This is a genomic window from Stenotrophomonas sp. ZAC14D2_NAIMI4_6 (assembly GCF_003086875.1).
In the GTDB taxonomy this organism is placed as follows: domain Bacteria; phylum Pseudomonadota; class Gammaproteobacteria; order Xanthomonadales; family Xanthomonadaceae; genus Stenotrophomonas.
The window spans coordinates 1,562,023-1,574,776 of record NZ_CP025996.1 but is presented as its reverse complement, the minus strand read 5'-3'; the positions used below and the strand labels follow the sequence as shown (position 1 = coordinate 1,574,776).

The window sequence follows — 12,754 nt, the reverse complement described above, 5'->3', positions numbered from 1 at the left end:
TCCTCATGCTGCTGCAGCGATGGCCTTTTTCGAACGACTGAGCGATACCCGCTACCTGCCCACCGCCCACACCAGCGGCGCGTGGAACATCCACGAGCAGCACATCGCACCGGCGATCGGCCTGCTGGCCCACCACATCGAGCGCGATGCCGCCGCGCGCGGACATGGCTTCGTGATCGGGCGCCTGTCCTACGACATCCTGGGCACGATTCCGATCGACGCGATGGACGCGCGCGTGGAAGTCCTGCGTGGCGGTCGCACCATCGAACTGGTGGAAGCCACGCTGCTGCACGACGGTCGGGCCGCACTGCGCGCGCGCGCCTGGCTGCTGCGCCCGAACGCGACCGGCGCCATCGCCGGAACGCCGATTGCGCCCCTGCCCTCGGCCGAGACCATGCCGGCGTGGGATCCGGCCAACGTGTGGCCGGGCGGTTTCATCCAGAACGTGCAGGTCCGCCGCCTGGACCACGGGCCCGGCCGCGCGCAGTACTGGGCACGGGCACTACAGCCGCTGCTGGCCGACGAGCCGGTGAGTGCGCTGGCGCGCGCGGCCACCCTGTTCGATCTGTCCAACGGCATGGCCGTGCGCGCCGACCCGAATGACATTGCCTTCCCCAACCTGGACCTGACCGCGCATCTGTTCGCGCTGCCGCAGGGCGAGTGGCTGGGCTTCGATACGTCGGTATCGTTCGGACCACAGGGCATCGGTTTGACCAGTACCGTGCTGCACGACATGCACGGCCCGATCGGCAGCATCGGCCAGGTGCTGACCGTGCGGCCGTGATTCCCGCAGTACTCAGCCGCCCAGCGTCCCCATGGTGAAGATGTAGCCGGACCGCATCAGGAAATCGCGCATGCGCAGTTCAGCGGTGCGCGGCGATGCCAGGTCTGCCGGCGCGTACAGCGCATAGACGGTGCCGTGGCCTTCGTTGCGTTCGCGCCGCACCCCGCAGTGGCGGGTTCCCGCGGCCGTCACCCAGCCATCCTTCAACTGGTCGGGCCCGATCGACTGCCCGTTCTTCAGCCGGAACGTGAGCCAGCGGACATCGGCAATCGGCTGTTTCATGCGCAGTCCCCCGCGCGGTGCCCTTCGGTGTTCATGTGCTTGCCTGCCATCGCCGCTCCTGACTACCTGGACCCCGACCATAGCGCCATGGCATGTCTTGGCGGTTTGAGACTGGGCCGGCGCCCGCGGGCTCAGCGGGCGGCGCTGGTGGGCTGGCTGTACTTGTCGTGGACTTCCTTTTCGCGGTCGCGGCGCGCGGCCGAACAGCGATCACGTGCGGCCGACATCTGCCCATCGGCGGCACTGCGTTCGGCGCTGAGCGACTGCTGCAGGCTGGAGATCTGCGCGCGGATGCCGGCATCGGCGGTGGCACCGGCCAGGCTGTCGCTGGTGGCGGCCAATTGGCGATTCAGATCGGCGACCTGGCGGCTGACCGCCTGCGAGCGTGCGTCCAACGGACCGTAGACGCGTGACTGCTCGCTCTGCAGGCAGTTGCGCTCGGCAATCCCGGCATCCGTCAACTCCGTGGTGCGATACACCGCCGAGCGATTGGCCGCTTCACCGGCGGTTTCAGTCGCCGCGCGGTTCGAACGCAGCTTCACCGGTTCGGCGCCCTTGCCGCAGGGGTCCTGCGAATAGACCGTTTCGCCGGACGCGCCCTTGCACTTGTACACCTGCGCCGACGCCCACGGCGCAGCCATCAGCAGTGCAACACCCAGGACGACCTTCAACATCGCGTGCATGGCAGACCTCCTGTCCACGGGCCGCGTGGCCCAACGACGCTACGCTACGCCGGCGGCGGGCCGGCGGCAAATGTGAACGATGCAGCCCGATCACACCGTTGCCGCGCGCGCCACGACGTTGCGCTGGAACAGACCATCGGCCAGCGTCTGGATCTGCGCACGCAGCGCCAGCCACTGCAGCCACTGCGGCGGAATGCCGGCCATGCCGTGGAAGGCACCGGCGAGCTGCCCCGCCACTGCAGCGGTGGTGTCGGCGTCGTCCCCCAGATTGGCGGCTTCCAGCACCACCGCAGCGAAATCATCGTGCTGCGCGAAGCACCACAACGCCGCTTCCAGACTGTCCACCACGTAACCGCTGCCACGGATCTGCCCGCGACTGCGCGGGCGGTAGCCACCGGCGGCGATGTCGCGCAGGCGCTCGCCCTCTACGGCCACGTCGCGCAGATCCAGCACCTGCGCCTTGCTGGCACCGGCCAGTGCCCGCTGCAGCGCGACCGCGAAGAGGCGGCACGCATCCAGGCATTCGCGCGCAGCGTGGGTGGTGCGCGAGCTCAGTTCGGCCATGGCCGGCAGTTCCGGCAGACCGGCGTAGCGCAGCACCACCGGTGCCAGGCGCATGATCGAACCATTGCCGGCACTGCGCGGATCGTCGTTGCCGGCCAGCGGCTGACCGGTCAGGAGGAACTGATCAAGCGCCGAACGCGTGGCCATGCCGATATCGAAGCATTCGCCGGTCGCGCTCCAGTAGCCGTGCCGATACCAGTTCGCATAGCGGTTCATCTGGTCGCGTGCATCGAAGTCATCACAGCGCAGCAGGCTTTCGGCCAGGCACATGGCCATGGACGTGTCGTCGGTCCATTGCCCGCGCTGCAGATTGAACGGACCGCCGCCCACCATGTCGGTGAGGGGCGTGAAGCTGCCGCGCGGCTTGAATTCCACGGTGGTGCCAACGGCATCACCGCAGGCAAGGCCCAGCAGCGCGCCGCGGAAGTTGTCGATCGGATTCATCGGTTCAGTGTACGCCGCGGTGGTGCGGCGGCACTGAGCGCTACAACACACTGCTGCGAGCGGCGAACACGCGCGACGCAAAAAAAAAGCCCGGACCGGAGTCAGGGCTTTTCATCTGGAGGCCTCAAGCGGAATCGAACCGCTGTAAACGGATTTGCAATCCGGTGCATAGCCACTCTGCCATGAGGCCAACGTACCGCTACCAGGGGGTGGCCCTGATATGACAAAACCCCGTGATGGGGCTCTGTCGGAACATGGAGCGGGAAACGAGACTCGAACTCGCGACCTCAACCTTGGCAAGGTTGCGCTCTACCAACTGAGCTATTCCCGCGTAAGCCGTGATGATACCGGAAGACCGGGAACCACACCAGCGATTTGACGCTTGTTTTCACTTTTCTGACTGCGCGAAAAGCCTTGCGGCCCAACGTGCCCCGCCCTGCCAGGGCGGGAGAAAAACAAGGCCCCTTGTGGGGGCCTCATCGAATCTGGAGCGGGAAACGAGACTCGAACTCGCGACCTCAACCTTGGCAAGGTTGCGCTCTACCAACTGAGCTATTCCCGCAGATTCCGTTCGACCTGCGTCGAAGGAGCGCTATTGTGTCCAAATTCCTTCACGCCGTCAACAGTCTTCACGCACCCATGTTCACACGTCCCGTCCTGTTCACCACACTGCTGGCCAGCCTGCTCTGGCTGGTCCTGCTGGCCCTGCTGATCTCGGCCGGCTACACGCCCGACTACTGGCAACTGCGCCATCTGGAAGACGGTGCGACCCTGCCCTACCCCGCCACTGCGGTGGCGTGGTTCGCATTGTCCGGTGCGGGGGTATTGGCGCTGCTTGTCGTAATCGCCCGCCCCTGGCTGTTTCGTGGCCTGTGGTGGCGGTTGCTGATCGCACTGCTGCCGGTGCTGGCGTGGTCGCTGTTGTGGGCGGCCGGGGCCATGCATCAGCCACCAGTACAAGGCGCGCACCTGCTGTGGTTGCTGGTGCTGGATCTGGCGTTGCTGCTGGCGCTGCTGGGCATCTGCGTGGTCACGCTGTGCAGGGCCGTTGGCAGACGCCGGGCGAAAACGAAAAACGCCCCCGTCAGGGAGCGTTCTTCTTGAATCTGGAGCGGGAAACGAGACTCGAACTCGCGACCTCAACCTTGGCAAGGTTGCGCTCTACCAACTGAGCTATTCCCGCTTGGGAGGCGAAATAATACTGGTTCTGCGCAGGACGTCAAGCGTTTTTCTGCATCTGGCACGCAAACATCGGCAGCGCTGTCGCATACGAAAAACGCCCCCTGTCGGGAGCGTCTTTCTTGAATCTGGAGCGGGAAACGAGACTCGAACTCGCGACCTCAACCTTGGCAAGGTTGCGCTCTACCAACTGAGCTATTCCCGCTTGGGAGGCGAAATTCTACCGGTTCTGTGAATGGCGTCAAGCGATTTTTTCGGGTGGATTTCAGCGCGATTCGGCATCGCGTATCCACGCCATGCGTGGATGGAGGCACGCCTGGGGTCAACAGATCCACGCCATGCGTGGATGGCTGCAACCGTGGGGTCAGAGCCCTTTCCTGCGGAAAGGGATCCGACCCCGGGGCTCAGTTACCCAGCTTCTTCTGCCGCGAGCGCTCGCGTGCGGCGCGCTCGTCTTCGCGCAGGCTGGGCCATGCGGCGTGCAGGTACTGCAGGCCCGACCACAGGGTCAGCACGGCGGCGATGGCCAGGGTCCAATCACCGATATGGAATACCGGCGGCCCCATCCAGATATCTTCCACCGGCACGTTCGGCGCCACCGAGTACAGCAGGCACAGCAGCGCAACCATCTGCGCGGTGGTCTTGACCTTGCCGATCATCGCCACCCGCACTTTGGCGCGCTGCCCCAGTTCGGCCATCCACTCGCGCAGTGCCGACACCGCGATCTCGCGGCCGACGATCACCGCCGCCCAGAATGCCATCCACGGCGTGGGGTGGCCCTGCACGATCAGGAACAGCGCCACGGCCACCATCAGCTTGTCCGCCACCGGATCGAGGAAGGCGCCGAACGCCGATTCCAGGCCATAACGGCGCGCAATCCAGCCGTCCAGCCAGTCGGTGATCGCGGCCAGGCCGAAGATCGCCGCGGACGCAAAGTTGGTCCAGGTGTAGGGCAGGTAGAACACCAGCACCAGCACCGGGATCATCACGATCCGCAACAACGTCAGCCAGGTGGGCAGGGTCAACTTCATGCGGCTTGCTTCTCTCTCTATTCGGCCGCGTCCGGCGTGGCCAACCCGTGCAGGTTAGCGTAGATGCGCGCCGCGAGGGCGTCATTGATGCCTTCCACCTTGGCGATTTCCGCTTCACCGGCGGCTTTCAGCCCGACCAGCCCGCCGAAATGCTTGAGCAGGCTGGCGCGTCGGCGGGGGCCGATACCGGGAATGTCTTCCAGCTTGCTGGTCATGCGCGCCTTCTGCCGCCGCCCGCGGTGGCCGGTAATGGCGAACCGGTGCGCCTCGTCGCGCACCTGCTGGATGAACTGCAGGGCGGGATTGGCGGCACCGGGGCGCAGTTCGCGGCCGTCGGGCATCACCAGTGCTTCGTGGCCGGCGCGGCGCTCCACGCCCTTGGCCACGCCCACCAGCAGCACCCCTTCCACGCCCAGGTCGGCCAGCGCGGCCTGCGCCTGCGCCAGCTGGCCGGCACCGCCGTCGATCAGCAGCACATCCGGCAGTACCCCCTGCTCTTCCACCGCGCGGCGGAAACGGCGGTCGATGGCCTGGTGCATGGCGGCGTAGTCATCGCCCGGTTCGATGCCGCTGATGTTGAAGCGGCGGTACTGCGCACGCACCGGGCCGGCCGCATCGAACACCACGCACGAGGCCACGGTCGCCTCGCCCATGGTGTGGCTGATATCGAAGCACTCCACCCGCTTGACCGGTTCGGCCAGGCCCAGCATTTCACGCAGGGCATCGCTGCGCGCATGCTGCGCATTGCGGCTGTTGAGTTCGGTGGCCAGGGTCAGCTGCGCATTGCGGCTGGCAAGCTCCACATAGCCCGCGCGCTCGCCGCGCACGTTCCACTTCAACTGCACCTTGCGCTCGGCCGAGGCCGACAGCGCCGCCACCAGCAGATCGGCATCGGGAATCTCGCGGTCGAGCAGGATCTCGCGCGGCGGTTCGAACTCGATGTAGTACTGCGACACGAAGGCCGCCAGCACTTCTTCCGGGCTCTCTTCGCCGTTGGTGCGCGGGAAGAACGGGCGCGTGCCCAGGTTGCGGCCATCACGGAACGCCAGCAGCAGCACGCAGGCCTGCGAGCCCTGCATGGCCACGGCCAGCACGTCCAGGTCGGCAGCACGGCCGTCCACGTATTGCCGGGTCTGCATGCTGCGCAGCGAGGCGATCAGATCGCGCAGGCGCGCGGCCTGTTCGAACTCCAGCGCCTCGCTGGCCTGCTGCATCTGCTCCCCCAGTTCGCGGGTCAGCTCATCGCTCTTGCCTTCCAGGAACAGCGCCGCGCGACGCACCGATTCGGCATATTCGTTGGCCGGCACCAGATCCACGCACGGCGCGCTGCAGCGACCGATCTGGTACTGCAGGCAGGGCCGGGAGCGGTTGCGGAACACGCTGTCTTCGCAACTGCGCAGCTTGAACAGCTTGTGCATCAGGTTCAGCGTTTCGCGCACCGCAGTGACGCCCGGGTACGGACCGAAGTAGCGCCCGGGAATGGCGCGCGGGCCGCGATGCAGGGCGATGCGCGGCCAGTCTTCGCGGGTCAGCAGCACGTGCGGGTAGGTCTTGTCGTCGCGCAGGGACACGTTGTAGCGCGGCGACAGCGATTTGATCAGCTGGTTTTCCAGCAGCAGCGCTTCGGCTTCCGAGCGCGTGACCGTCACGTCCATGCGCGCGATCTGCGACAGCATCGACATGATGCGCGCATTCTTCGGGCTGCCGTTGAAGTAGCTGCCGACGCGGTTGCGCAGCGCGCGCGCCTTGCCCACGTACAGCAGCGTGTCGTCGGCGGCGTACATGCGGTAGACGCCGGGCGCAGTACTCAACTGGCCCGCGAAGGCCTTGCCGTCGAAGGCCGGGGCAGACGCGGAACTCATTCGTTGATCGGCACTTCGCTCAGCACGCCGCTGTCTGGATCGAAGCGCAACACGGCGTGGCCGTCGGTTTCGGCAATCCACACTGCGCCGGCACCCACCGCCAGCCCGGCCGGGCCCTGCAGGCGGCGCGGCAGCGGCTGGGTCACCAGTTCACCGCCGCCCAGGCGCAGCGTGCGCAGGCGGCCGTTGCCGGTGTCGGCAATCCACAGCAGCGGCGCATCGGGGCTGAGCGCGATCGCCTGCGGGAACTGCAGGCTGGCCTGCGCGCGCGGGCCATCGTCATCGCCGAAGCGCCAGGCGCCCTGCCCGATCAGGGTCTGCACCAGGTCGCCGCGCAGCTGCAGCGCACGGATCGATGAGCCCAGCGCGTCGGCCACGTACAGCACCTGCTGCACCACCGCCACCGCCGTGGGCTGGGCAAATGCCGCCAGATGGCCGCTGCCATCGCGCTCGTCGATGGCACCGCTGCCGGCGCGCCACTGCAGGCTGCGCAGGCCCAGGTGGAAACTCCACAGGCGGTTGTCGCCGGCCATGGCGATGTGCAGCTGGTTGTCGGCGATGGCCAGCCCCACCGGGTGGTCCAGTGACACCTGGCGGGCCTGCGCCACCGGGCCCTCCACCGGTGCACCGGGGCGGCCGTTGCCACACACGGTGTCGACCTGGCCGGTCATCAGGTTGATGCGGCGCACGGCGTGGTTGCCGGTGTCGGCCACGTAGAGTGAATCGCGCTCCAAGGCCAGGCCCTGCGGGCGGTGGAAGGCCGCCTCGGCCAGGTTGCCGTCCATGAAATCGGCAGTGCCCAGGCCGAACTGACGCAGCACGCGCCCGCCATGGCTGCATTCGAGGATGCGGTGGTGGCCGCTGTCGGCGATGTACAGCCGCTCCTGGCTGACCGCCAGCCCCAGCGGGAAGCGCAGCGGGTGCCGCGGTTCGGGCTGCAGTTCGCTGCCGCCGCGCGGCGGCGCGGCCGGCGCGCCCTCGCACAGCGCATTGAGCGCCCGTTCCAGCTCGCCCGGTGCGCCCATGCCCACCAGCCGTTGCTGCTCGCGCCCCTGCGCGTCCAGCAGCACCAGGGTCGGCCACGCGGTTACGCCGAACCGGCGCCAGCCGTCCCAGTCGGCATCCAGCAGGGCCGGCATCACCAGCCCCTGCCGGCGCAGCAGCTTCAATGCGGCAGGCGCTTCACGCTCGAAATCGAAGCGCGGCACCTGCAGCACCAGCGGCTGCAGCTTGCCGGGATTGCGCGACAGCCATTGGCCGAACTCGGCCAGCCGCTGCGCACTCCACGCCGAGGCGGCGTTGACGAACAACAGCGCGACCGGCCGACCGCGCAGCTCGGTCAGGGTGCAGGGCGCGGCATTGAGCCACGTGGCGAATTCCGGCAGGTCCGGGACGGGCTGGACGTTCATGGCTCGATTATGCCGGAGTCGGCGTCATGCAACAGTCGTGCCACGACAGATTTCGCCGCGTCATCGACCATCGTCCAGACCTGTTCGAAGTGATCCTGGCCGCCGGTGTAGGGGTCGGGAATGGCGCCACCGCGCAGTCCGGCCCACGGCAGGTACAGCGCAAGGCGGTCCCTGCCCGGTGCATCCGCCAGGCGCCCGGCATCGCGCAGATTGGCCTCATCGGCGCACAACACCCAATCAAAGCGGTCGAAATCGGCGGCCTGCAGCTGGCGTGCGCGCAGGCCGCTGATGTCCACGCCATGGCGTGCCGCGCAGGCGATCGCACGCCGGTCCGGCGGCTCGCCAACATGCCAGTCACCGGTGCCGGCCGAATCCACCTGCACCCTCCCCGCCAGGGGCGAGGCCTGCAGGCGCGCGCGCAGCGCCCCTTCGGCCATCGGCGAGCGGCAGATGTTGCCCAGGCAGACCAGCAGCAGCTTCATCGGCCGCCCATGGCCTGCAGGCGTGCCTCGGCGCGTTCCAGGTCTTCAGGCGTATCGATGCCCGGCGGGAACGCTTCGGGCGAGATCGCCACGCTGATCGCATGGCCGGCCTCCAGCACACGCAGCTGCTCCAGCGCTTCCACCTGCTCCAGCTGGCCCGGCGGCATCGCCGCGAACTGCTGCAGGAACCCGGCGCGGTAACCATAGATGCCGATATGGCGCAGCCAGCGATGGCCGTCCGGCAACACCTCGCGGCTGCACGCGAAGCCGTCGCGGTGCCAGGCGATCGGCGCGCGGCTGAAGTACATGGCCTCGTTACGCACGTTGCGCACCAGCTTCACCACGTTCGGATCGAACAGGGTATGGGCGTCTTCCACGGCCGTGGCCAGGGTCGACATCGGCGCATCACCTTCGACCAGCGCCTGGGCCACCGCGCGGATGCCTGTGGCCGGCGCAAACGGTTCGTCGCCCTGCAGGTTGACCACCACGGTGTCATCGGCCCAGCCGGCAATGCGCGCGCACTCGGCCAGGCGGTCGGTACCGGAGGCGTGGCTGCTGGCGGTCATCGCCACCTTCACCTCAGCCAGCCCGGCAAGCGCGTCGGCAATGCGGGTGTCATCGGTGGCGACCCAGACCTCGCGCGCACCGGCCTGCAGCGCGCGGTGCGCCACGTGCAGCACCAGCGGTTCGCCGCCCAGCAGCCGCAGTGGCTTGCCGGGCAGCCGCGACGCGGCATAGCGGGCGGGAATGGCAACGACGAAATCATTCATGCAGGCAGTACTCGGCAGGCGCGATACAGCAGGAATGCGGCCGGCAACGCGCAGATGCAAGCGTCCGGCGGCCGCTCAGTTCGGGCGCAGCTTGTCCAGGCGATCGGTCAGGGCCACCCAGAACGCCGCAGGCAGATCGGCGCGCAGCGGCACCGCAAAGTGCCAGTCGTTGCCGAAGGCCCGGCACTTCACCGCGTCTTTTTCGGTCATCAGCACCGGCAACTGGCTGCCGAAGGACAGGTCCTGCGGCTGGTACACCTGGTGGTCGGCGAACGCGTGCGGCACCACGCCGATGCCGCGCGCGCGCAGCATGTCGAAGAAGCGCTGCGGGTGCGCGATGCCGGCCACCGCATGCACGCGCTGCCCGGCAAACGAGGACAGCGGTCGACTGCGCCCGCCCGGCAGCGGCTGCGCGCTGTCGATCTGCAGGGCCATCGGCCACTGGCCGAACCCACAGGCCTGCGCGGCCGCGGCCGCATCGGCCTGGCCCAGGTTGACCACGCGGAAATCGCAATGCTCGGCGCGGCTGACCGGCTCGCGCAACGGCCCGGCCGGGATCATCCGGCCGTTGCCATAGCGGCGCTGTGCGTCCACGACTTCGATCTCGATGTCACGTGCCAACCGGTAATGCTGCAGACCGTCGTCACAGACGATCACGTTGCAGCCGGCGTCCACCAGCGCCTTGCCCGCGGCCACGCGGTCGCTGTCCACGCGCACGGGAACGCCGGTTTTCCAGGCGATCAGCACCGGTTCGTCACCGCCCAGTGCGGTGGACGTATCGGCGTCCACCCAGCGCGCGGTGCCGGCGTCGTCGCGGCCATAGCCACGGCTGGCCACGCCCGGCTTCCAGCCGGCCTCGCGCAGGCGGTTGACCAGTTCGATCGTCAGCGGCGTCTTGCCGGTGCCGCCCGCGGTGATGTTGCCGACCACGATGACCGGGACCGGCAGCGCATGGCGCTTGCGCCAGCCACGGCGGTACAGCTGCCGGCGCAGGCCGGCAATGCCGGCGTAGACCGGTGCCAGCAGGCGCATCGGCCACGGCACCGGGCTGCCGTCGTACCAGTACGCGGGGGTCTGGGTGCCCTTTGCAGCCATCAGTCCTGCCTGTCGCGGAACTGCATGCTGTGCAGGTGCTGGTACAACCCGCCCATGGCCAGCAGTTCCTGGTGGGTGCCGCGTTCGACGATACGGCCATGATCCATCACCAGCACCTGGTCGGCGTGTTCGATGGTGGACAGGCGGTGCGCGATCACGAGCGTGGTGCGCTCGGGCATCAGGCGCTGCAGCGCATCCTGCACCAGGCGTTCGGATTCGTTGTCCAGCGCCGCGGTTGCCTCGTCCAGGATCAGGATCGGGGCATCGCGCAGGATCGCGCGGGCAATGGCCAGGCGCTGGCGCTGGCCGCCGGACAGCAGCGCACCGTTCTCGCCCACCGGCGTCTGCAGCTGCTGCGGCATGCGCGCGATGAACTCCCAGGCATTGGCCGCTTCGGCCGCGGCCCGGATCTGTTCGTCGGTCGCATCCATGCCGTAGGCGATGTTGGCGGCGATGGTGTCATCGAACAGCATGACCTTCTGCCCGACCATGGCCACCTGCCGGCGCAGGTCGGACAGCGGGTACTCGTCCAGCGGCACCCCGTCGAGTGCGATGACGCCGCCGCTGGGCTCGTAGAAGCGCGGCACCAGCCGGATCAGGCTGGTCTTGCCGCTGCCGGACCGGCCGACGATGGCGGTCACCGTCCCCGGCCTGGCCACGAAGCTGATGTCGTCCAGGGCGATGCCGCTGTCTTCGCGGTAGCGCAGCATCACGTGGTCGAACGACAGTTCGCCACGCACGCGCTGCACGCGGGTGGTGCCGGTATCACGCTCCACCGGCATGTCGATGATGCCGAACAGGCGTTCGGCGGCGGCCACGCCACGCGAGATCGACGTCTGCACGCTGGTCAACCGGCGCAGCGAAGGAATGATGGCCATCATCGAGGTCATCAGGCCCATGAACTGACCCGCGTTGAGCTTGCCGGCCAGGGCCTCGCGGGTGGACACCCAGACGATCACCGCCAACGCCAGCGCGGCCAGGAACTGGACCACGCTGGAGGCGGCCGCACGGGTCACTTCCACCTTCATGTTCAGCGCCAGCATGCGGTTGGCCAGGCGCGAGTAGCGGCTGATCTCGTGCTGCTGGGTGCCGTGCACCTTCACTTCCTGCTGCGCGGCCAGGGACTGCTCGGCGGTCTGCGCCATGGTGCCCATGCCGTCCTGGATGCCGCGGCTGATGCGCCGGTAGCGCTTGCCGACGTAGGACACGATGGCGCCGATCAGCGGCACCACCAGCAGCATCGCCAGGGTCACCTTCACGCTCATCTGCAGCATCACCACCAGCATGGCGATGATGGTCAGGGTGTCGGCCACCATGGTCTTCAACGCATCGGCGCTGGCCTGGGTGACCTGCTCGGTGTCGAAGTTCAGGCGGCTGACCATCACCGGCGTGGCTTCGCTATCGAAGTGCGAGGACGGCAGGTGCAGGTACTTGTCCAGCACCTGCTCACGCAGGTCACGGACCACGCTGCGGCCAGTCTTGGCCAGCGTGTAATCGCTGACCCAGGTCGCCAGGCTGCGCATCAGGAACAGGCCAAGGATGGTCAGCGGCAGCACGACGGCAGCGCGCGGCTGCGGGTCGACAAAGCCCTCGTTGACCAGCGGCTCCATCAGCTTGGTGAAGTGGTACCCGGCCAGGGCCTCGACCACCATCGCGATGACGGCGGCCACCATGAACACCCAGTAAGCCCGGGTATAGCCGAGCAGGCGTTTGTAGATCGGCCACACTGGCGCGTGTTTGGAACTCATGGACGCACCTCTGGCGCTGTTGCGATTGCGATACGGCGGAAGCCGAGCTGGCCCAGCGCATCCTGCGCGGTGACCACGGCCTGGTAGGGAGTGCGCGCGTCGGCGCGCAGCAGCACGGTCTGCTGGCGGTCGCTGCCGGCAACGGCGGCGATGGTCTGCTTGACCGATTCCACGTCGCTGCGCAGCACTTCCTGGTCGTTGATGAAGTAACGCCCTTCGGCGTTGATCAGCACGCTCAGCGAACGCGGCGGCTCGGGGTTCTGCTGGTCGCTGGCCGTCGGCAGCTGCACCTGCAGGGTCGAGCGCGCATCGAAGGTGGTGGTGACCACGAAGAAGATGATCAGCACCAGGATGACGTCGATCAGCGGCACCAGGTCGATGTGCGGCTCATCCTGGGATCGGTCGTTGCCGATGCGCATCG

At 67.8% G+C, this 12,754-nt stretch carries 13 protein-coding genes and 5 tRNA genes; 2 read left to right on the top strand and 16 right to left on the bottom strand.

The window, feature by feature from the left end:
* Window positions 1-19: 19 nt before the first annotated feature.
* The gene (locus tag C1933_RS07225) at window positions 20-784 is read left to right on the top strand and encodes a thioesterase family protein (RefSeq protein ID WP_108752710.1); all 765 of its coding nucleotides are present in this window, start codon (window positions 20-22) and stop codon (window positions 782-784) included.
* Window positions 785-796: 12 nt separating this feature from the next.
* Here the strand turns inward: C1933_RS07225 and C1933_RS07220 are convergent, their stop codons facing one another.
* The 6 genes from C1933_RS07220 to C1933_RS07195 form a co-directional block, all read right to left on the bottom strand.
* The gene (locus C1933_RS07220; RefSeq protein WP_108749195.1) at window positions 797-1,066 is read right to left on the bottom strand and encodes a hypothetical protein; all 270 of its coding nucleotides are present in this window, start codon (window positions 1,064-1,066) and stop codon (window positions 797-799) included.
* A 131-nt stretch (window positions 1,067-1,197) separates the two neighbouring features.
* Window positions 1,198-1,749, bottom strand: a complete 552-nt coding sequence (locus C1933_RS07215; RefSeq protein WP_234414672.1) for a DUF4124 domain-containing protein — start codon at window positions 1,747-1,749, stop codon at window positions 1,198-1,200.
* A gap of 90 nt (window positions 1,750-1,839) precedes the next feature.
* The gene (locus C1933_RS07210) at window positions 1,840-2,757 is read right to left on the bottom strand and encodes an ADP-ribosylglycohydrolase family protein (protein ID WP_108752709.1); all 918 of its coding nucleotides are present in this window, start codon (window positions 2,755-2,757) and stop codon (window positions 1,840-1,842) included.
* Window positions 2,758-2,873: 116 nt separating this feature from the next.
* Window positions 2,874-2,947: transfer RNA gene (locus C1933_RS07205), tRNA-Cys, on the bottom strand.
* Window positions 2,948-3,012: 65 nt separating this feature from the next.
* A tRNA-Gly gene (locus C1933_RS07200) sits at window positions 3,013-3,088 on the bottom strand.
* 155 nt (window positions 3,089-3,243) lie between these two features.
* Window positions 3,244-3,319: transfer RNA gene (locus C1933_RS07195), tRNA-Gly, on the bottom strand.
* A gap of 35 nt (window positions 3,320-3,354) precedes the next feature.
* Between C1933_RS07195 and C1933_RS07190 the strand changes: the two genes are divergently transcribed.
* Window positions 3,355-3,861, top strand: coding sequence for a hypothetical protein (locus C1933_RS07190; RefSeq protein ID WP_159093949.1), 507 nt, complete (start codon window positions 3,355-3,357; stop codon window positions 3,859-3,861).
* Window positions 3,862-3,864: 3 nt separating this feature from the next.
* Here C1933_RS07190 and C1933_RS07185 read toward each other — a convergent pair.
* The 10 genes from C1933_RS07185 to C1933_RS07140 all read right to left on the bottom strand — a co-directional run bounded on the left by C1933_RS07185 (window position 3,865) and on the right by C1933_RS07140 (window position 12,752).
* Window positions 3,865-3,940 (bottom strand) — tRNA-Gly (locus C1933_RS07185).
* 125 nt (window positions 3,941-4,065) lie between these two features.
* Window positions 4,066-4,141 (bottom strand) — tRNA-Gly (locus C1933_RS07180).
* Window positions 4,142-4,340: 199 nt separating this feature from the next.
* A complete protein-coding gene (gene pgsA, locus C1933_RS07175) occupies window positions 4,341-4,967 on the bottom strand; it encodes a CDP-diacylglycerol--glycerol-3-phosphate 3-phosphatidyltransferase (protein WP_108752707.1) in 627 nt (208 codons plus the stop codon).
* 17 nt (window positions 4,968-4,984) lie between these two features.
* Window positions 4,985-6,829 (bottom strand): excinuclease ABC subunit UvrC, encoded by a 1,845-nt coding sequence (uvrC, locus tag C1933_RS07170; protein ID WP_108752706.1) that lies wholly within the window; start codon window positions 6,827-6,829, stop codon window positions 4,985-4,987.
* The gene (locus C1933_RS07165) at window positions 6,826-8,238 is read right to left on the bottom strand and encodes a hypothetical protein (protein ID WP_108752705.1); all 1,413 of its coding nucleotides are present in this window, start codon (window positions 8,236-8,238) and stop codon (window positions 6,826-6,828) included. Before C1933_RS07165 ends, uvrC begins: the two co-directional genes overlap by 4 nt.
* A complete protein-coding gene (locus C1933_RS07160) occupies window positions 8,235-8,720 on the bottom strand; it encodes a low molecular weight protein-tyrosine-phosphatase (RefSeq protein ID WP_108752704.1) in 486 nt (161 codons plus the stop codon). The genes C1933_RS07165 and C1933_RS07160 overlap by 4 nt, the downstream gene beginning before the upstream one ends.
* Window positions 8,717-9,490 carry a 3-deoxy-manno-octulosonate cytidylyltransferase gene (kdsB, locus tag C1933_RS07155; protein WP_108752703.1) on the bottom strand — a complete coding sequence of 258 codons (774 nt, stop codon included), beginning with the start codon at window positions 9,488-9,490 and terminating at the stop codon, window positions 8,717-8,719. The genes C1933_RS07160 and kdsB overlap by 4 nt, the downstream gene beginning before the upstream one ends.
* Before the next feature lie 75 nt (window positions 9,491-9,565).
* Entirely contained in the window at window positions 9,566-10,585 is a 1,020-nt protein-coding gene (gene lpxK / locus C1933_RS07150; protein WP_108752702.1) for a tetraacyldisaccharide 4'-kinase, read from the bottom strand.
* Window positions 10,585-12,333, bottom strand: a complete 1,749-nt coding sequence (gene msbA / locus C1933_RS07145; protein WP_108752701.1) for a lipid A export permease/ATP-binding protein MsbA — start codon at window positions 12,331-12,333, stop codon at window positions 10,585-10,587. The genes lpxK and msbA overlap by 1 nt, the downstream gene beginning before the upstream one ends.
* Window positions 12,330-12,752 (bottom strand): biopolymer transporter ExbD, encoded by a 423-nt coding sequence (locus C1933_RS07140; RefSeq protein WP_108749183.1) that lies wholly within the window; start codon window positions 12,750-12,752, stop codon window positions 12,330-12,332. Before C1933_RS07140 ends, msbA begins: the two co-directional genes overlap by 4 nt.
* Between the last annotated feature and the right edge of the window lie 2 nt (window positions 12,753-12,754).